We start from the raw sequence: 19,828 nt of genomic DNA on the forward strand, positions 1-19,828 counted from the left end.
AACAAGCCGCGTAAAAATATTTGCCATTCTGCCGCAAGCGGGCAAGATCGCCTGCAATTCTGTAGGAAAAAGGAAAACACATGTCGATTTGGGTTGATGCCGATGCCTGCCCCAATGTCATCAAAGAAGTGCTGTACCGAGCCGCCGAACGCGCCAAAATCACCGTGACTTTCGTGGCGAATCAGCCGCTGCGCGTACCGCCATCACCGTGGCTGAAAACGCTGCAGGTCGCGGCGGGATTTGATGTGGCTGATAACGAGATTGTGAAGCGTGTGCAGCCGGACGAGCTGGTGATCACCGGGGATATTCCCTTAGCGGCAGAAGTGCTGGAGAAGGGCGCTGCGGCGTTGAATCCGCGCGGCGAGCGCTACTCACCGGATACCATTCGTCAGCGTCTGACCATGCGTGATTTTATGGAAACAATGCGAGCGAGTGGAGTGCAAAGTGGCGGCCCGTCGGCGCTAAACCAACGTGACCGCCAGCTGTTTGCTAACGAATTGGATAAGTGGTTACGCCAGCGCTAATCAGACGAAGCTGTCATCGTCGTCGTAGTCGCCGCCACCAAAGTCACTGAAGTCGTTGTTATCCGCAAAGCTGTTGTTATCCCAGCTGGCGTTGTCGTTCAGGAAGGCGTTGTTGCTGTCATTACCGTTAAAGGTATCGAGGCTGTTATCCACCTGCGGCAGCGCCGGTTCGTTGATGATATTCACAATCTCTTCCGGCTGAGAATGATGGAACATGCTGGTGAGCATATCGGCCATCACCACACCCCCGGCCACACCTACAGCTGTCTGTAATGCACCACCGAGGAAACCCGTGCCGCGCGCAGGCGGAGCCGCATATTGCTGTTGGGGCTGCGCGTATTGCTGCTGAGGCTGCTGCGGCGCGCTGCCCCACACTGGCTGTTGCTGCTGCGGCGCAGACTGGCGAGAACCGCCGCCAAACAGACTCGACAGGAAACCACCGCTGCTCTGCTGCGGTGCTTGCTGTTGTTGTTGCTGAGCCTGTGCCAGGCGATTCTCCAGATCGGCCACCTGAGCGTTGAGTTTTTTCAGCGCTGCTTCCTGAATCAGGATTGCCTGTGACATGTAATAAGGCGCACCAGGCTGGCTCTGCAAGTGCTGTTTAATCAGCTGTTCGGCACCGGCATCACGCGGTCCGCTCTGGGTTTCAGCCTGTTTCAGTCGGCTAAAGAGATTATCAATTAACTGTTGTTCTTCGTTCTGCATGGTGTGAACCTCCAATGATTCGTACCTCCTTATATGTGGTCAACGTGACAGAAAGTAAATCAGTGGCCTGGTAAGGAAATGTTGCCCGTGCTTACAAATAGGTTGATGCACGAAACGCGCATCATTTTATCTTTATTAATCATGTTGATAATGAATTCAGGGCCGTAAATACGCGTAAATCGTGCTTCGCGGGTGGCTGATAAAATAAAATCCAGGTATCATGCGACGCAATATTGACCTGATGACCTTGCCCGTGCGGCATAAATACGGCGGAGGATGAGCCCGGATGTCATTACCCATCTATCTGATCGGCGCACGCGGTTGCGGTAAAACCACCATCGGCCAGGCCCTTTCTCAGGCGCTTGGTTATGCCTTTAGCGATACCGATCATAACCTGCAGCTCACGACGCAACGCACCGTGGCGGAAATCGTCGCGGCTGAAGGCTGGGACAGCTTCCGTGCGCGCGAAACTGAATCGCTGCGGGCGGTCACAGCGCCGGCAACGGTGATTGCCACCGGCGGCGGGATGGTGTTGGCTGAGGTGAATCGTCGCTTTATGCGCGAACATGGGCAGGTGATTTGGTTAAATGCCCCGTCAACGGTACTGGCCGATCGTCTTGAACGTCAGCCCGAAGCCGCACAGCGCCCGACGCTAACCGGTCGTCCGATTGCCGAGGAGATGAGCGATATTCTGCGCGAGCGCGCGCATCTTTACCGCCAGACCGCGCACCATGAAGTGAATGCCATGCAGGCGCCAGATCAGGTTGTTGATCAAATTCTGCAATCCCTCTCGCTCGCCCGCGCCAGCTAACCCCTTCAGATTTATCCCTCTTTTTTCTCGCGATCCTCCATTGTCTATACTTTATTAGAGACAGGGGGATCGCCGCTGTCTGTGTGGAAACCAGACATAAGAGGGAAATCTATGCCAACCAAACCACCGTACCCGCGAGAAGCGCGCATCGTTGCCGTAGAGAAAGGCGCGGCAGACAATACCGTGACCTGGTATGAGTTACGCGCTGACCATCCGAAGCCCGATTCACTGATCAGTGAGCACAAAACTGAAGCCGAAGCGCAGGATGCCAAAGCGCGTTATGAAGACGCGGATAAAGAGTAAATCTCGCGGGCAGGGACGCCTGTTAATCAGTGATTACTTTCCGTGGCTAAACAGTTATTTTCAACTGCCTTAAAATGACTAATATGCCCGCCAGAACCGCCATCCTTTTTTGCTGTTATTCCTGCTTGCCTGATAACGTTACTTTATTTTCAGTTTGCGCCGTATTTTATGCTGCGTTAAATCGACGCAAATTTAGCCGGTTCAAAATTTGCGCTTGACCCGATCAGCAGAGCGAATTACTTTCACTGTATTGATATAGGAACTCAGTTCCACATAGTGAAACCGACGCCATGACCACACTCGAAAACGCCGCTGCCGTACTTAAGCTTTTCCAGCGCTTTGGCGTGACGCAGGGCCATCCGGGCCTGACCTTCACCGAGGTGGTTGACGCGTTGGGATTGCCGAAAAGTACCGTTTCTCGCCTGCTGGCGACCATGGAAAGTGAAGGATTGCTTGAGCGTGATCCCGATAGTCGCTGTTTCCAGATTGGTCGTGTGTTGCTTTCAGTTGCGGGGCACTACTTATCTACGCCGTTGGTGGATAGCGCTTCTGCGCCAATGGCGCAGTTGGCGGCTAGCAGTGGTTGTATGGGGTACATCTCCGTGCTGGATGGGCAAGACGTTCTGGTGATGCGCATGTATCACGGCCGTTTTTTCACCCAACTCGTCACGCCGCCAGGTACGCGTGTTTCCCTTTCTGGTACCTCTACCGGGCGCGTGCTGCTGGCACAGTTGAGTGATGACGAAGTGCGTGCGCGTTTTGCCGATGACTGGCAAGCCGCATCCGCAAACTCGCCGCTGAACATTGATGCACTCTGTAAAGAATTAGCGGTGATTCGCCAGCAGGGCTGGGCACTGGCACGCAATGAGACGTTGCCAGGCATCAGCTCACTGGCGGTGGCGGTCACCAATAAGCATCGCGGCGAAAGTGCCGCACTGTGTCTCTCGTTTCTCTCGCAAGAAGCGGCCCCGGGTTATCCGGACGCGCTGCTCAGCGAACTGCGCGCAACGGCTGCATTGATGGCCGAGAAATACGGCGCATAACCTTATTTTCGATTTAAAGGCGTTTATTCGCGCCACACCAGGGAAATAGCAGGTCTTCGGACCTGCCTATTTCAAAAATCAGGGAACGATTTATTAAAAGCGTTGATGTCCCGCGTGTCGGGCATAAAACGTATTACGCGTTTTCTACAGGGTGAAAATACGGGGATAATATGCGTCAACATAATCCAATAAAAAGTATCGGCGTGGGCTTAATGCTGGTTCTGCTGTCTGTAGCAGGTGCCATCATCGGGGTTCAGCTGATTACCACCATTGGGGTGACACCCAATACCTCTATTATCGGTGCGCTGTTTGCCATGTTGCTGGCGCGCATTCCTCTGCAATGGTTCCGTCGTTATCGCTCCATCGAAGTACAGAACCTTGCGCAAACCGCCATCTCTTCTGCCACCTTTGGTGCGGCGAACAGTCTGCTGATGCCGATTGCCGTGCCGTGGGCGCTGGGTGAACCGCAGCTGGTACTGCCGCTGTTTGTCGGTGTCAGTGCGGCGATGCTGCTGGATGCCTATCTGCTATACCGCTTGTTCGATACCCGCGTGTTCCCGGCCAGCAATGCGTGGCCACCGGGCGTAGCAGCCGCGGAAGCGATCAAAGCCGGCGATAAAGGCGGCCGTCAGGCGTGGTTGCTGGTGGTGGGTATTGTCGGCGGCATTGCCGGTTCGATGTTGAAAATCCCCATGTCGGCCTTCGGTACTGCTTTTATTGGCAATATCTGGGCGCTGAGCATGTTGGGTATTGGTTTTCTGTTGCGTGCTTATGCGCAACCGGTTGCTGGTATCGATATCAATGCGTTGTATATCCCACACGGCATGATGGTCGGCGCAGGATTGGTGGCGCTGATTCAGGTCGTGCAGGTGATTGTCAGCCGTCGCAACGATCAGCTGAATGTCAGCCGCAGCGACAGCGAAGTGAAGCGTTCTCTCGGCTTCGGCACCGTTGGCTACATCATCATCTCCACGCTGCTGGCACTGGCGGGCGGTTTGTGGAGCCAGATGGGCTTGCCGATGCTGGTGCTGTTTATCGTGTATGCCGCGTTTGCTGCCTTCGTGCATGAATTGATTGTCGGCATCGCCGCGATGCACTCAGGCTGGTTCCCGGCCTTTGCCGTAGCGCTGATAACCCTGATCCTCGGTATTCTGCTCGGCTTCCCGCCGCTGGCGCTCTGCCTGTTGTGTGGCTTCACCGCCGCAACAGGACCTGCCTTTGCTGATATGGGCTACGACCTGAAAGCCGGTTTTATCCTGCGCGGTAACGGTGCCGATCTGCAGCAAGAGCTGTGGGGCCGCCGTATCCAGTTAATCGCCGCGATGATCGCCTTTGTGATCTGTATTCCAGTGGTGTGGTACGCACACAACCTGTTCTTCGCCGAAAACCTGCTGCCGCCAGTGGCACGCGTTTACGCCAAAACCATTCAGGCCGGTGCCGAGCCAGGCATTGCCGGAAGTTTGCTGATGTGGGCGATTCCGGGGGCGATTATTCAGTTTATCGGTGGGCCGAAGCGTCAGTTAGGCGTATTGCTGGCGACCGGTTTGTTAATCAACAACGCCGCAGCAGGTTGGGCGGTGATGGTGGGGATCGCACTGCGTATCCTGATCATTCGAGTGTGGGGCGAGCGTGGACGTTCACCGATGGAGGTGATGGCCGCAGGGTTTATTGCGGGCGACGCGCTGTACAGCTTCTTCCATTCTCTTTTTGCCAGTAGCACCAAGAAATAACCCAGGGAATTCAATATGAGTTTACAGCAGACACTGCAGGTTTTTGAGTTACTCGATAGCGCCTACGTGGATGGCCAGCAGGTGGTGGATCTTTTTGCCAGTTACCCAGGCGTGACCGCCAGCTTCAAGCGCGTCACCGGCCCGAAAGGGCGTACTGATTTCGTGCGCATTGATATTCCTGGTGCGCAGGGCAAGAGCAAAGGCGGCACCGCACCCACGCTGGGCATTGTCGGTCGTTTAGGTGGCATCGGTGCGCGTCCAACGCGTATCGGTATGGTGTCGGATGCAGATGGCGCAGTGGCGGCGGTGAGCAGTGCGCTGAAGCTGGCACAGATGCAGACCAAAGGCGATGTGCTGGCGGGTGACGTGATTATCACTACTCACATCTGTCCGGATGCGCCAACCCGTCCGCATGAGCCGGTGGATTTCATGGACTCGCCATGCGATGACATCACCATGAATGACAACGAAGTGATCGACGGCGTGGACGCGATTCTCTCCATCGATACCACCAAAGGTAACCGTATCCTGAATCATAAAGGCTACGCGATTTCGCCGACAGTGAAAGAGGGTTACATCCTGCGCGTATCAGAAGATCTGCTGCGCATTATGGAGATGACCAGCGGTCTTCCTGCTGTGACCTTCCCGATCACTACGCAGGACATCACGCCTTATGGCAATGGTGTGTATCACCTTAACAGCATCCTGCAGCCGTCAACCGCCACCGATGTGCCAGTGGTTGGCGTGGCGATCTGCGCGGAATCGGTCGTGCCAGGTTGCGGCACCGGTGCCAGCCATGAAGTCGATATAGCGGCGACCGTGAAGTTTGCGGTGGAAGTGGCGAAAGAGTTTGGCCGTGAAACCTGTCAGTTCTATGACAAACAAGAGTACGCATTACTACACTCTTTGTATGGTAGTCTCAGTCACCTGCGTACGCGGAAAGCTTAATGATGAAACAGTCCCTGGTTACCTTAACGATTGGTCAATCCCCGCGTAGCGATATTCTGCCGCTGCTGCAGGATCACTTACCGGAAGAGCAAGTCGCTCATGCCGGATTACTCGACGGGCTGACACTCGCTGAGGTGGAGCAGTTCTTCTCGCCTGAAGCGGGTGAGAAAGTGCTGGTTTCGCGTATGACCACCGGCGAGCAGGTGCGCCTGTCGGGGCCAAAAGTTGAGCAGGGACTGCAACGCAAGATTACGGCGCTGGAACAGCAGGGCTACGATACGATTTTGCTGCTGTGTACCGGTGAATTTGGCACGCTGAAAACCGAAAAGGCGCTGTTGCTGGAGCCGGACCGCATTATCCCACCACTGGTCAAGGCCATCGTGCAGGAACATAAAGTGGGGATTGTCGTGCCGGTAGAAGAGCAGATCGCTGAGCAGGCCAGTAAATGGCGGAATCTGAACAGCGAGCCATGCTTTGCCGTCGCCAGCCCTTATCTGGCACAGCAAAATGATTTGATCGAGGCGGGCCTGTCGCTGCAAGAGCAGGGGGCGGATGTGGTGGTGCTCGACTGTATTGGCTATCACCAGAAGCACCGGGATTTCCTGCAGAAAATGCTGGGCATTCCGGTACTGTTATCCAACGTGCTGGTGGCGAAGTTAGCGGCAGAGTTGATCGTCTGACTGAGGCCGATCACAAGTCGCGATCTGTATTGCTTTTTCGCGTGACAGATCAGCGAGTTCCCTTGTAATCTGCCAGACACCATAATGTGCTGTGAGGAAGTAACATGCTCAACGTAAGTGAGTATTTCGACGGGAAAGTGAAATCCATTGGTTTCGACAGCGTGACCATTGGCCGTGCCAGCGTTGGCGTGATGGCAGAAGGTGAATATACCTTCGGTACAGGACAGCCGGAAGAGATGACGGTCGTGAGCGGCGCACTGAAGGTGCTGCTGCCAGGTGAAACCGAGTGGAAATGGTACGAAGCCGGTTCGGTTTTCAACGTGCCGGGCCACAGCGAATTCCACTTGCAGGTGGCTGAGCCAACGTCTTATCTGTGCCGCTACTTGTAAACGCTGACTTTCAGCATGAGTCATTATTAAGCCGGGAATGCTTTTAGCATTCCCGGTTTCTTTTTGGCTTCAGCATAGCCAGGAATCAAACTGAGGTGTGTCTATGTTGAGTCTGGTAAAGCTATCTTCATGAGAATAGGAAAGGATGTTTTCCCATGGTACAGATCATATTCAATAAAGCCGCGCTTGAACGTTTGGTTAGTCCTGAACAGCCTGAAGATGAACGCCAGAAGAACGCATTGTTTGAATTGGCAATAATCGCAAAACATGAAATCGCAAACGATCAGGGAATGACATTGAGGGAAGCTCTGGCGAAATTACGCATTGCCAGAACGAGACATCGGTAAATTGCCGTGTTTTCTTTTGTGCGGAAGTGCGGGCCAGTGCACCTCTGTTGCTGCCGGGCCGTCCTCACGCCGCTTCGCGGTGCCTTCGGCTGCAACGTCGTGCCGGGCGGATCGTTCGGGTATGGCCATCCATGGCCGACCCGAACTGACTGGCGCATCCATGCGCCAGTCTCCTGGCACAACGTTGCAGCCTCAGCGCTGCGGATAGCCCTTGCAGCAGCAGAGGTGCTCTGACCTTCACTATCGTGCCCTCTTTAACAACACGCACTGAAGCTTCAGAGCAGGCTGGTGCCGTTCAGGGGCTGGCAATCCGCAGCGCGGAACGTAATGAGGATGCCAGGAGAGCACGCATGGATGCGGGCGAAAGGCGGGGCGGCACACGATGTGCCATCCCCGCCGGTCCGTCAGGCAGATGAATGAAGTGAAGGTACCGCGTTAGCGGCGCGAGGACCGCCAGCCCCTGAACGGCACCAGACTGCGTTATCAACCGTCGCTTAACGGACAAGCACTACGCTACAGCGGGGGGTGATCAATAAAGGCTTCAGCGCTTGGCTTCGCCGCCTAACGCTTCCACCAGATTACTGATCAACGCGGCCAGTTCGCCGGTCATCAGGGTGAAATCGGCATCAAAACGCTGGGCAAAATCATCGCGGTCGATGTCGTCATTCTGCTCACGCAACGTGTCGCTGAACTTCAGACGCTTGATCGAGGCATCGTCGGCAATCACCAGCTGAATACGCTCCTGCCAGTCCAGAGCCAGTTTGGTCACCACTTTGCCAGCTTCGATGTGGGTGGCGATCTCATCGGAGATCAGATCCTGTTTCTTACACCGGATCACGCCGCCGTCTTCCAGAATCGCTTTCAGCTCTGCTTCATCCATCAGCGCGAAACCGGCCGGCAATTCACCAGAACGCACCCATTCGGTCAGCGTCAGCTCAATCGGGGTTTCCAGCGTTAGCGGCACCACCGGCAGTGAACCGATGCTCTTACGCAACAGCGCTAAAGTGTCTTCTGCTTTTTTGGCGCTGGCGCAATCGACGATGATCAGGTTGTTCACGGTATCGATCCACATGAACGTCTGGCTGAAACGGCTAAAAGCGCGTGGCAGCAGGCTATGCAGCACTTCATCTTTCAGCGAGTCTTTTTCGGTCTTCTTCAGCTTGCGGCTCTGTTCCGCTTCCAGCTTATCGATCTTCGCTTCCAGCGCCTGCTTCACCACCGGCGAAGGCAGGATCTTTTGCTCGGTGCGGGCGCAAATCACGATCTGGCCGTTGATTTCATGCGTCAGCGCTTCGCCGCGGTTGCCCATCGGTGAAACCCAGCCGGTTTTCGCCATATCCTGGCTGCCGCACGGCGAAAACGTGAAGGCGTCGAGCTGTTTTTCCAGATCGTCTGCGGACAGTGGGATGTCACGATTCAGACGATAAACCATCATATTTTTAAACCACAACATCGGGATTCCTTACCGTGGGTGCGATCGGGCGCACAAGTCTCAAAGTCAGCGCGCATGATAGCGAAACATCGGATTGGTTTCATTGCCTTTCCCGATTCAGCCTTCTACTGTATCTGTCACCTGAACGAATAATGAGGAATAAATCGTGCGTATTGGGATTGATTTAGGTGGTACCAAGATTGAAGTGATTGCGCTCTCCGATCAGGGGCAAGAGCTGTTCCGTCACCGCGTCAATACCCCGCGCGATGACTATGCTGCCACGGTGCAGGCGATTGTGGATTTAGTGCTGCTGGCAGAAGAGAAAACCGGCGAGAAAGGCACGGTGGGCATTGGCATTCCCGGCACCATTTCGCCGTACACCCAGCGGGTAAAAAACGCCAACTCCACCTGGCTGAACGGACAGCCGCTGGACAAGGATTTGGCGCAGGCGCTGAATCGTGACGTGCGCATCGCCAATGACGCGAATTGTTTAGCGGTTTCCGAAGCGGTGGATGGTGCAGGCGCGGGTCAGCCGTTGGTGTTCGCGGTGATCATCGGCACCGGTTCGGGCGCGGGCGTGGCGATTGGCGGTGAATCGCGCATTGGCGGCAATGGTAATGCGGGCGAGTGGGGCCACAATCCTTTGCCTTGGATGGATGAAGATGAACTTCGCCATCGCGAAGAAGTACCTTGCTATTGCGGTTTGCAGGGCTGTATTGAAACCTTTGTATCGGGTACCGGCTTTGCCATCGATTATCAGCGTTTGAGCGGTAAAGCATTGAAGGGCGCAGAGATCATCAAACTGATTGAGCAGCAGGATCCGGTAGCAGAGCTGGCGATGAGCCGTTACGAAATGCGCTTAGCTAAGTCGCTGGCGCAAGTGGTGAATTTGCTCGATCCGGATGTGATCGTGCTGGGCGGCGGGATGAGTAATAACGATCGCCTGTATCAGACAGTGCCAGCCCTGATGAAGCAGTGGGTGTTTGGTCGCGAGTGTGAAACGCCGGTATTGAAAGCGGTGCACGGCGATTCAAGTGGCGTGCGCGGCGCAGCATGGTTGTGGCCGCTGAAATCCTAGAAAAAAGGTCGCCTCAATAGCGACCTTTGGACGAGGGCGCAGTTTTGCGCCCTCTGGTCCCGTGATTACTCACCCATCAACATCGCATCCTGCGGCGCATTTTGACGCTGGGTTTTGGTCGCGAGGAAGTAAATATATCCCACCACCATAATCCCCACGAACAGGCCGCCAATCACCGGGTTGAACCACAGCATGGCAATCAGACACACCAGTGACAGCACCAGCGCGATACCGGGAATTATCGGATAGCCCGGCGCGCGGAAGCTGCGTTCCATGTCGGGTGCGGTGCGGCGCAATTTGAACAGGCTCAGCATACTCATCAGGTACATCACGATGGCACCAAATACCGCCATGGTGATCATCGCTGCCGTCAGCGTCATGCCCTGCAGGTTGATCAGACCATCACTGTAGATTGCCGCGATACCGATTACGCCACCGGCAATAATGGCGCGATGCGGCGTCTGGAAACGTGACAGTTTTGCCAGCCCCTGCGGCAGATAACCGGCGCGCGCCAGGGCAAAGAACTGACGTGAATAGCCGAGGATAATGCCGTGGAAGCTGGCGACCAGTCCGAACAAGCCAATCCACACCAGCATATGCATCCAGTTTGAATGCTCGCCGACGATCATCTTCATCGCCTGCGGCAGCGGATCGTTGATGTCAGACAGTTTACGCCAGTCGCCTGCGCCGCCCGCCAGCAGCATCACGCCAATCGCCAGTACCACCAGCGTCAGAATACCGGTGATGTAAGCTTTGGGAATGGTGCGCTTCGGATCTTTGGCCTCTTCGGCGGCCATGGCGGCGCCTTCAATGGCGAGGAAGAACCAGATGGCGAACGGAATAGCCGCGAAGATGCCCGAAAGGGCTGGCATGCCGAAGTGATCGCTTCCCGCCCAACCGTTAGCGGCAAAATTGGCGATACTGAATCCCGGCGACACTACGCCCATAAACACCAGCAGTTCCAGCACCGCCAGCACCGTCACCACCAGCTCAAACATCGCCGCCAGCTTCACGCCGAGGATATTGAGAGTCATAAATACCAGATACGCACCGACGGCGGCGGTTTTCGGGTTGAGATCGGGATATTGCACGTTGAGATAGGCACCGATCGCCATGGCAATCGCCGGCGGGGCGAACACAAACTCAATCAGCGTCGCCAGACCGGCAATCAAACCGCCGGTTTCACCAAAGGCGCGGCGACTGTAAGCAAACGGGCCACCGGCGTGTGGAATGGCGGTGGTCAGTTCGGTAAAGCTAAAAATGAAGCAGGTATACATGGTGGCGATCAGCGCGGTGGTGATCAGGAACCCCAACGTGCCCGCCACGCCCCAGCCATAACTCCAGCCAAAATACTCCCCGGAAATTACCAGTCCAACCGCGATACCCCACAAATGCAGAGTGCCCAGCGTGGGTTTGAGCTTACTCGTCATAATCGTCTCCCCGTCGTGATTGTTGTGCGGCGGCTGCACCGCGCTGTTTTGTTCTATGCACTACAGTGAAGTGATAATGCCGCCGCCTGCAGCGGGAAAACTTGACGCAGGCGCAGTGAGTTTTGTCCTCCACGGTCAACTCTGAGGCAAGAAAAGTGCCAGATGTACGCTGCGGTCAACTTTGGGTTATCTGCGGTCAAGCAGTCAGAACGCTGTCATCCCATGCTGATAACACTTGCTACCCATAAGATTGATGCTGGAGAAAAATGAATGAGCGCGAAACAATCCGATTCCCTGACCGATGCTGCAATGACGCTATTGGCACAGCAGGCGCTGGCCTGTTACCCCGCGCCATTCCACGGCGAGCTAAAGCTACTTTGTCGCTCGGAGAACGCCACCTTTCTGTTGCTGGCGGGCGGTAAACGTTATGCGTTGCGCCTGCATCGACCTGACTATCACAGCAAAGCGGATATCCAGAGTGAGCTGCTGTGGCTCGACGCGCTGCGTGAGATTGGCATTATGGTGCCGCAGGCGATCCCGGCCAGTGATGGCGAAACGGTGCTGACAATAGCCATGCCCGATGGAGGCATGCGACATGCGGTACTGTTCCACTGGATCGAGGGCGAGATGCCCACCACCGAGGTCGATCCCAAAGCCTTCCAGCAGCTCGGGCACATCACTGCGCGCCTGCATCAGCACAGTCGCAGCTGGCAAAAACCGGCTGGCTTCCAGCGTATCATCTGGGATCATCACACCATGGTCAGCGATCACAGCCACTGGGGCCGCTGGCAGGATGCGCCCAATCTCAATCCTGCCGATCATGGCATCGTGGCTGAAGCGGTGGCGCGGGTCGGGCAAGAGTTGCAGGGCTTTGGTAAAGGACAGGATCGTTATGGCTTGATCCACGCTGATCTGCGCCTCACCAATTTGCTGCTGCACAAAGGTGAAACCCGGGTGATCGATTTTGATGACTGCGGCATGGGCTGGTATCTGCACGATCTGGCGGCGGCGATCAGTTTTGTTGAGCATCATCCGCGTGCCGCCGAATGGGTGGATAACTGGATCCAGGGCTACGAGCGTGTGGCGCACATCACTGATGAGGAGATGGCGCTGGTGCCGACGCTGTTGATTCAACGTCGTATCCAGATGACCGCATGGATGGGCACCCATGCAGACACCGAGATGGCGCTGAGCCTGGGGCCGCGTTGGGCCGATCACTCGGTGCGTCTATGCCGTCGCTATCTGGAAACCAATCAGCTGCCGGTTGGTGTTTGAGTTGCACCAGTAGCGGGCAGCAGTGCGTCGTAGCGGCGCAATTTATTGCGCTCTGTGAGATGACCTTCACGCCGTTGCGCGATAAATCGCGCCGCTATGATATGAACAGAAAGCGGTCGCGGCGAAACTAAATGCAACCGGACCTTTGGGCCGCGCTTAGCCAGATGTGCATCAATGTGCATGCATTTTGAATGCCACCGGGCCATTGAGCCGCTTTTATTCTGTTGAGCAGGAATGCGCACGTTACCGAATATCACCGGATCATTGGGCTGCTTTTAGCCAGGTGTGCAGCAATGTGCACGTTACGGTACGTCACCGGACCATTGGGCCGCGTGTGCACCAACGCGCATGCCGGAGAATACTCCCGAACCTTGCCGCATCGTCATTGATGACGACCACTGAGTGCGTCATGGTACGAATCTTGCTGGATCCCACCATTAGTTTCACTCGCGCGATCCCTGTGAGGTTCCGATGCAATCACTGATGACTCCCTCTGAAGCGTACAATTCGCTCTCAGCTCAGGCCAACAACCGTGGCGTACTGGCGGCAGCGGCCACCGGCTTAAGCACCTTCATCACCGACAAAGGCGGCGATGTTGATCGTATTTTTGGTATCAGCGGCATTGATTCCGAACTGCTGGCCAGCCCAACGCTCAGCCTTGGTCTGGTCAACTATTGCCGTGTGATGGAAGAAGCGGCGCGCCACTCTGGTTTTGATAACTTCGGTTTGCATTACGGCAAGCAGTTCAAACCGCAGTCATTAGGGCTGATTGGCTATATCGGCTTATGCTCACCGACGCTGGAGCAGGCGCTGCATAACGTGGTGAATGCTTTCCCCTGGCATCAGCACGATACGCTGACGCGCCTGGTCGATAAAGGCGACTGCTGGCGGCTGGATTATCAGGTGCGACACGGGGCGATCCTGTCGCGTCGGCAGGATGCGGAATTGACGCTCGGCATGTTCCTCAATCTGATCCGTCACGTGGCCGGCAAAAACTGGGCGCCGCGCGAGGTGCATTTTGAGCATCCCCGGCCGGAGCAGTGGCACGAGCACTGCAAAGTGTTTGATGCGCCGGTATGGTTCGATCAACCGTTCAACTCACTGCTGATCCCTAAACGCGATCTGCTGCGCACCATGCCAGAGCAGGATCCGATGTTGTTAATGGTGATGCAGGATGCCATCCGCCGTCTGAATAGCAGCGCTTCACTGCAAAGCGTGGTGGAGCAGGCGCGTTCGCAGGTCAACTTATCGTTGATGCAGGGCGAACCGGTGCTGGAAGAGATCGCGGATAAAATGGGGCTGTCGAGCTGGTCGCTGCAACGGCGGCTGCGCGAAGAGGGCATCAGCTTCACCGCGCTGGTGGATAAAGTGCGTTGCGAAATGGCCACGCATTATCTGCAACAGAAGCAGCTACCCATCTCGGAGATGGCGCTGCTGCTGGGCTATTCCGAAGTCAGTGCGTTTTCACGCGCATTCCGGCGCTGGTTTGGCATTAGCCCGCGCCAGTGGCGACAGGATGGGCTGGCGAGTTAGCCTGATGCGGTGCAAAGCCGAACCACGCGGGCTGGGTACGATCCGGCGGCGGCGGTAATCCTTTCGACTGACCAATTAACCGCCAGGCGCGCAGACACAGGGTTTCATCACCTTGCGTCTGCGTGACTGCATAGCGCCCGCTGTTTTGCCACTCCAGTCGCACCATGCATTGCTGTCCTGCGTAATGTACCGCGTCGGTGAATTTCCGGTTGAGCTGTCGCTGCATCTCATCAGCCCATTTGCAGGATGCGCTGCCCGGTTCGCTCTGTGGCTGGCACAGGTTGGTCATACTTTCCATGGGATGCGATGGGGCATGCTGGCAGGCGCTGAGTAGGGTACTCAACAACAATGTGCCAGCAACACGGCGAAATGCGTTCATCTATTTGCCCAGATTTGCAAAACATGGTGGCCAGTTTACCGAGCAGTAAGGGGATTGCTATGGCATTTCTCTGACTCTGATTAGATCCAGAATTTTTCGCTCAATGGCTCGCACGACGCACAGCTGAATGTCAGGTGCGGCCAGACAGCCGCACCCTGTGAAAAGAGGCTCATTTGATGGCGGGCCGGACGTTTATTCCCCTGGCAACTCCAGCTTGCTGTAACCCAGTCCATTCATCTTCCGCACCCTGATCTGCACCGGAATCCGCTCTTTCATCGCTTCAACGTGGCTGATCACGCCGATGGTTTTACCGCTGGCGTTCAATGCGTCGAGGGCATCCAGCGCGGTGTCGAGTGTTTCGGCGTCCAGCGTGCCGAAGCCTTCATCAAGGAACAGCGATTCAATGCGCGTTTTGTGGCTGACCAAATCAGACAGCGCCAGCGCCAGTGCCAGACTCACCAGGAAGCTTTCGCCGCCGGACAGCGTGCGGGTATCGCGCGTGGCATCGGCCTGCCAGGTATCGACCACTTCCAGCTCCAGCTCATCGGTGACACGGCGTTGCAACAGGTAGCGTCCGTGTAAGCGATCCAGCTGACGGTTCGCCAGCCATACCAGATGATCGAGCGTTAATCCCTGGGCGAAGCGGCGGAATTTGTCGCCTTTGGCTGAACCGATTAAATCATTCAGGCGACCCAGTTGCGTCAGCTCCACCTCGTCGTTGGCAATCTGCGTCAGTAATGATTGCTGCTGCTGACGCTGTTGGGCGTCGCTGTGCAACTGCTGCTGTGCTTCACCTTGCTGGCGGGCATTGTCGCGCAGGGCCAGACGCAGGGATTCCAGCTGTTCAGCGATACCCGCCGCCACTTCGTCACTCAGCGTGGCAGGGCGCTGTTGCTGATGGGCAGTGACGCGCTGCGCCAGCTGTTGGCGCAGCGCGATCTGCTGCTGACGCTGTTGCTCCAGGGCTTGCAGATGCTGGCGCAGATGCTGAATGTCCTGTTCGTCCAGCAACGCGCTGCGCAATGTCTGCTCGTCGGCGAAGTCGCTCTGCTGGAGTGCGCTGTTAAACGCCGTTTCTGCCGCCTGCATACGCAGATGCATGGCCTGAATTTGGCTATCAATTTGCTCACACTGACCATTCAGGCTGTGCAGCTGACTTTGTGCCTGCTGCCACAGTTGCAACTGCTGCGCCAGCGCCTGTTCGCACTGTTGCAGCAAGGCCTGCTGCTGCTGACGCGCAACGCTCACCTGACGATCGCCAAACAGTTGCTGACGCTGCTGCTGCTGTTCTGCGTGCTGCTGTTGAAGGCTGCTGAGCGCGTGCTGCAATGTCTCCAGCTGTTGCTGCTCGCGCATCAGGTTGCTTTGCAGGTTGTTCTGCTCGCTGTCGGCTTTAGCCAGTTGCGGCTGTAACTCGGCCAGCAAGCGCTCACTCTGCTGCCAGGCTTGCCAGCGCTGCTGCAACGTAGCCAGCCAACTGGCACGGGCATCGCGTTCGGGCAGCGCAAACTGATGTGCCGTAAGCTGCTGTTCCAGTTGCTGCGCTAACTGCTGCCAGGCGCTGTGTTCCTGAGTTTCCCGCTGATTAAGTTCATCCAGCGTTTGCTGCAGGTTGTTCAGTTGCTGTTGTGCCAGCAGTTGGGCGCTATGCTGCTGCTGCCACTGTTGTTGCTGTACCAGATGCGCGTCTTTGGCCTGTTGTAACGCTCGCGCCGCATTTTCGCGCTGCTGCAGTTGCTGCTGCTGCGTGGCTTCCTGCGCATCCTGCTGCTGTTGCCACGCCGTAAAGACTTCCTGCTGATCTAACGTGCAGGTAAGTGCCAGCTCACTGCTGAAAGCTTGCCACTGCTCGCGCGCCACCGCGAGTTGCTGTTCGAATTCGGCAATCTCCTGTTGCAGCACCTGCTGCTGTTGCAGCGACAGCTTGTGCTGTTCACTTTTCGCCGTGCCTGATTCTTTGAGTCTGTTAACCCGCGCTTCCTGTGCCGCCAGCCGCTGCTGGTTTTCACCCGGTTGTAATTGCTGATACTGCGCAATAGCCGGATGCTGGCACGAACCGCACAGCGGGCAGGGCTGATCGGGCTGCAGCCGGGCGCGTTCATCAGCCAACTGTGCAATGGTGCGCTCCAGCTCGCAGATTTTGCGCAGATCGAGCAGCGTCTGGTTCTCACGTTTGTAATCGTCGCGCAGTGCCTGCAAAGCGCGTTCGTCTTGCTGATGCTGTTGCTGTAACAGCGTGAGTTTTTGTTGCCGCTGCTGCAACTGCGGCTGCAGCGACTGCCAGCGTGCCGCCAGTAAGCTGAGCTGGTGGCGTGCCGCGCGCTGCTGTTGATGCTGTGTCAGCGCGTCACGCAGTGAGGTGCTGCTGATTTCAGTCTCAAGTGAAGTGAGTACCTGCTCCGCTTGCTGACGTTGCTGGCTGGCCTGCGTCTCAGCCTGCTGCAGAGGTTGTAACCTGCGATCACCTTCGGCAATCGCCTGCTGCTGCTGGGTCAGCTGCGCGTTTTGCTGCTGCTGTTGCGCACGAAGTTGTGTCAGCGCCTGCTCGCGTTCATCGAAACGGGCGATATCAGCTTGCCAGCGCGTCAGTTCTGGCCCCCAGTCTGCTACCGCCGCTTCACGGCTGCGAAATGTCTGCTGCTCTGCCAGCTGCTGTTGTAAGCGCTCACGTGTTAGCAGATGCTGACTGAGCGCGATCTGGCTTTGCTGCAATGTCTGTGACTGTTGCGCATGCAGGCGCTGCTGCTCCGCCAACTGCTGTGCGAGGCTGGCGAGCTGTTGGTCGAGCGGAATCACCTGTTCGGTAAGCAAGGTTTCCAGCTGCCGCTGATCGGCGAGTGCCTGCTCACGCGCCTGTTGTGCCGCCTGATAACTTTTTTCACCCTGCTGCAGCGCGGTTTGTGCATTTTGCTGCTGCGTGTGGAGCTGCTGCGCCTGCTGGGTTGCGAGCTGGTAATCTTGTTGCAACTGCTCACGCTGCTGAAGTTTTTCTCGCAGCTTTTCAGCCGGTTCCGCGCGCGCCAGGCGTTGGCGATCGCTCTCCGCCTGCTGCCATGCCTGTTCGGCATCCTGGTACGCCTGTGCGGCTTGCTGCTGCTCCTGCGCCAGCTGTTGCGAGTGCGTCAGCCACTGTTGTTGCTGTTGCGCTTGCTCAAGCTGCTCGCTCAGCGTTTTTTCCTGCGCCGTTAAGGCTTCAACCTGCTGCATCAGCTCTGTGCGACGCGTCTCATCCAGCAGCATCATGCCGCCAGCGCGGGCGCGCAGTGTCTCCAGATCGCTGCGTGCGGTGCGCCAGCGCTCGTAAATCTGCATCGAGATTTGGCCGTAAATTTCGGTGCCGGTGAGTTCTTCCAGCAGTTCGGCGCGTTCGCCCGGCTTGGCGTTGAGGAAGGCAGCGAACTGGCCTTGCGACAGCATCATTGAACGGGTGAAACGGTCAAAATCGAGGCCAGAAAGGGTTTCGATGAGCTTGAGTTTGTCACCCACCTTATCGGCCACAATCTGGTTATCCGCCACGCGCGCCAGCTCGACACGCGGTGCCTGCAATTTGCCATCCGCCTGGCCGCGTGCGCGGTTCTGGCTCCAGAAGGCGCGCCAGGCTTCGCCTTTGATCTCAAATTCCACTTCTGCCAGACATTCGGCGGTGTCGCGGGTGATCAGTTCGTTTTGTGTCTGCGACAGCACGCCAAGGCGCGGCGTCTGGTGATAAAGCGCCAGGCAAATGGCATCCAGCAAGGTGGTTTTCCCCCCGCCGGTCGCGCCGGTAATGGCAAACAATCCGTTGCTGGCAAAGGGTTCACGGCGGAAATCGATAAACCATTCACCGCGCAGCGCATTGAGGTTTTTAAAACGTAACGTCAGGATTTTCATGCGGACGGGTTCTCCAGCGCGGCGAGGGTGGTGCGGAACAGTTGCGTGAGCTGTTCGGCTTGTTCGGCATCCAACTGCTCTTCCTGCGCCAGACGGCGGGCGAACACCTCTTCGACTTTCAATTCGCTTAGCGTTTCATTATCCATGCGCGCCAGGCTGCGCTGACGCTGTTCACGGCTGCGGCGCACCAGCAGCACTTCCACCGGCAGGGCTTCGGTCAGTTGCTCAACGCGGCGCTGCAAATCGCTGAGATATTCTTGCGTGGTGATTTCAATATCGAGCCAGACGGGCTGCTCGCGATCTCCCTCGCTAAACTCGCCCAACTGTTGTTCGATCTCCGCCATTGAGCCTTTTAACATCTGCATCGGCTGGAACTGCGGGATCGGGAGGGGAGTGACGCTATCCAGCTGAGCGCTGAACTCCAGCAGGAACACGCTCTTTTCGCGGCCCAGTTCGTCAAAACTGAGCGGAATCGGTGAGCCGCTGTAGCGAATATGATCGCTATCGGCAATGCGCTGCGCACGGTGAATATGGCCAAGGGCAATGTAATCCGCGGCGGGAAACGCCTGCGCCGGGAAGGCATCCAGCGTGCCGATATAGATATCGCGCACCGAGTCGCTTTTCGTCACGCCAACGGTGGTGAGATGACCGGTGGCAATGATGGGAAGTGCGCGATTTGCCCGCTCGGCCAGCGCTGCGGCATAACACTGCTGATAATGCTGCTCAATCGCTTCCAGCAGTGAGATCTGCTTCTCGCGCCCGGATTGCCCCGCCTGGCTGCGCAAAATATCGCGCGAACGTAAATAGGGAATCGCGCACAGCAGTGCGCCCGGCGTGCCATCGCGTTGATGCAGCGTCAGCACCTGCTGTTCGCCCTGTGGTGTGGCGCTGGTGATCACTCGCGTATTTAAACAGGCGAGTAACTCGCGTGATTCATTCAGGGTCGCGACGGAATCATGGTTGCCCGCCAGCGCAATCAGTTCACAGTGCGTCGGCTGTAGCGCCACCACGAAGCGGTTAAACATTTCACGCGCATAGCTCGGTGGCGAACCGGTATCAAACAGGTCTCCCGCGATGATTAAAGCATCCACCTGATGCTGGGTAATCTGTGCCAGCAGCCAGTCCAGGAAGGCCTGATGCTCGGCCGCCCGGCTTTTGCTGTAAAAGAACTGACCGAGATGCCAATCCGCGGTGTGAATGATGCGCATGAATACTCCCTGCTTCGTTAAGCGAAGGCGAATTATAACCTCTTCAGATCGCAAAGAAAAAAAAGCGATAATCGTTGTCACATTTCTGTTTTATCACTATCTATCATAGGGAGGGTTTTTCATAAAAGTGTCATAAAACTGAC

General features: G+C 56.5%; 18 protein-coding genes. 12 read left to right on the plus strand and 6 right to left on the minus strand.

The window, feature by feature from the left end; all coding sequences use genetic code 11:
- Positions 1 to 80 precede the first annotated feature (80 nt).
- Positions 81 to 524, plus strand: a complete 444-nt coding sequence (locus AC6I8L_RS04480) for a YaiI/YqxD family protein (RefSeq protein ID WP_058961467.1) — start codon at positions 81 to 83, stop codon at positions 522 to 524.
- Here the strand turns inward: AC6I8L_RS04480 and AC6I8L_RS04485 are convergent, their stop codons facing one another.
- The gene (locus AC6I8L_RS04485; RefSeq protein ID WP_058961466.1) at positions 525 to 1,229 is read right to left on the minus strand and encodes a DUF2076 domain-containing protein; all 705 of its coding nucleotides are present in this window, start codon (positions 1,227 to 1,229) and stop codon (positions 525 to 527) included.
- Positions 1,230 to 1,515: 286 nt separating this feature from the next.
- On the opposite strand from AC6I8L_RS04485, the gene aroL reads away from it, so the two are divergent.
- The 8 genes from aroL (at position 1,516) to AC6I8L_RS04525 (ending at position 7,480) form a co-directional block, all read left to right on the plus strand.
- Positions 1,516 to 2,040, plus strand: coding sequence for a shikimate kinase AroL (aroL, locus tag AC6I8L_RS04490; protein WP_058961465.1), 525 nt, complete (start codon positions 1,516 to 1,518; stop codon positions 2,038 to 2,040).
- A 111-nt stretch (positions 2,041 to 2,151) separates the two neighbouring features.
- Positions 2,152 to 2,343, plus strand: coding sequence for a YaiA family protein (locus AC6I8L_RS04495; RefSeq protein ID WP_058961464.1), 192 nt, complete (start codon positions 2,152 to 2,154; stop codon positions 2,341 to 2,343).
- Positions 2,344 to 2,633: 290 nt separating this feature from the next.
- Positions 2,634 to 3,386, plus strand: coding sequence for an IclR family transcriptional regulator (locus tag AC6I8L_RS04500; RefSeq protein ID WP_034830515.1), 753 nt, complete (start codon positions 2,634 to 2,636; stop codon positions 3,384 to 3,386).
- Positions 3,387 to 3,556: 170 nt separating this feature from the next.
- On the plus strand, positions 3,557 to 5,116 hold the full coding sequence (locus AC6I8L_RS04505) for an OPT/YSL family transporter (protein ID WP_058961463.1): 1,560 nt from the start codon (positions 3,557 to 3,559) through the stop codon (positions 5,114 to 5,116).
- A 15-nt stretch (positions 5,117 to 5,131) separates the two neighbouring features.
- The gene (locus AC6I8L_RS04510; protein WP_034830519.1) at positions 5,132 to 6,064 is read left to right on the plus strand and encodes a DUF1177 domain-containing protein; all 933 of its coding nucleotides are present in this window, start codon (positions 5,132 to 5,134) and stop codon (positions 6,062 to 6,064) included.
- A 2-nt stretch (positions 6,065 to 6,066) separates the two neighbouring features.
- Positions 6,067 to 6,744: an AroM family protein gene (locus tag AC6I8L_RS04515; RefSeq protein WP_058961479.1), complete on the plus strand. Its 678-nt coding sequence runs from the start codon at positions 6,067 to 6,069 to the stop codon at positions 6,742 to 6,744.
- Between the two features lie 104 nt (positions 6,745 to 6,848).
- Complete coding sequence (gene ppnP, locus AC6I8L_RS04520) at positions 6,849 to 7,133, plus strand: pyrimidine/purine nucleoside phosphorylase (RefSeq protein ID WP_034830521.1); 285 nt, start codon at positions 6,849 to 6,851, stop codon at positions 7,131 to 7,133.
- A 155-nt stretch (positions 7,134 to 7,288) separates the two neighbouring features.
- Positions 7,289 to 7,480: a hypothetical protein gene (locus AC6I8L_RS04525; protein WP_058961462.1), complete on the plus strand. Its 192-nt coding sequence runs from the start codon at positions 7,289 to 7,291 to the stop codon at positions 7,478 to 7,480.
- Between the two features lie 541 nt (positions 7,481 to 8,021).
- Here AC6I8L_RS04525 and rdgC read toward each other — a convergent pair.
- Positions 8,022 to 8,933, minus strand: coding sequence for a recombination-associated protein RdgC (gene rdgC, locus AC6I8L_RS04530; RefSeq protein WP_034830523.1), 912 nt, complete (start codon positions 8,931 to 8,933; stop codon positions 8,022 to 8,024).
- 145 nt (positions 8,934 to 9,078) lie between these two features.
- Here rdgC and mak point away from each other — a divergent pair, with 145 nt between their 5' ends.
- Positions 9,079 to 9,990: a fructokinase gene (gene mak, locus AC6I8L_RS04535; RefSeq protein WP_058961461.1), complete on the plus strand. Its 912-nt coding sequence runs from the start codon at positions 9,079 to 9,081 to the stop codon at positions 9,988 to 9,990.
- 65 nt (positions 9,991 to 10,055) lie between these two features.
- Here mak and eat read toward each other — a convergent pair whose 3' ends face one another.
- Complete coding sequence (eat, locus tag AC6I8L_RS04540) at positions 10,056 to 11,420, minus strand: ethanolamine permease (protein WP_034830527.1); 1,365 nt, start codon at positions 11,418 to 11,420, stop codon at positions 10,056 to 10,058.
- A 270-nt stretch (positions 11,421 to 11,690) separates the two neighbouring features.
- On the opposite strand from eat, the gene AC6I8L_RS04545 reads away from it, so the two are divergent.
- Both AC6I8L_RS04545 and qhpR read left to right on the plus strand, forming a co-directional pair.
- A complete protein-coding gene (locus AC6I8L_RS04545) occupies positions 11,691 to 12,695 on the plus strand; it encodes a phosphotransferase enzyme family protein (protein ID WP_058961460.1) in 1,005 nt (334 codons plus the stop codon).
- Between the two features lie 471 nt (positions 12,696 to 13,166).
- Positions 13,167 to 14,228, plus strand: coding sequence for an AraC-like transcriptional regulator QhpR (gene qhpR / locus AC6I8L_RS04550; RefSeq protein ID WP_058961459.1), 1,062 nt, complete (start codon positions 13,167 to 13,169; stop codon positions 14,226 to 14,228).
- On the opposite strand, the gene AC6I8L_RS04555 is transcribed toward qhpR, so the two are convergent.
- From AC6I8L_RS04555 to sbcD, 3 genes are all read right to left on the minus strand, one after another.
- Positions 14,188 to 14,607, minus strand: a complete 420-nt coding sequence (locus AC6I8L_RS04555; RefSeq protein ID WP_058961458.1) for a cell envelope integrity TolA C-terminal domain-containing protein — start codon at positions 14,605 to 14,607, stop codon at positions 14,188 to 14,190. The two genes, qhpR and AC6I8L_RS04555, sit on opposite strands and share 41 nt — an antisense overlap.
- A 192-nt stretch (positions 14,608 to 14,799) precedes the next feature.
- Positions 14,800 to 18,477, minus strand: a complete 3,678-nt coding sequence (locus AC6I8L_RS04560; RefSeq protein ID WP_058961457.1) for an AAA family ATPase — start codon at positions 18,475 to 18,477, stop codon at positions 14,800 to 14,802.
- Positions 18,474 to 19,685, minus strand: a complete 1,212-nt coding sequence (gene sbcD, locus AC6I8L_RS04565; RefSeq protein WP_058961456.1) for an exonuclease subunit SbcD — start codon at positions 19,683 to 19,685, stop codon at positions 18,474 to 18,476. Before sbcD ends, AC6I8L_RS04560 begins: the two co-directional genes overlap by 4 nt.
- Between the last annotated feature and the right edge of the window lie 143 nt (positions 19,686 to 19,828).

Source organism: Type-E symbiont of Plautia stali (assembly GCF_059731115.1).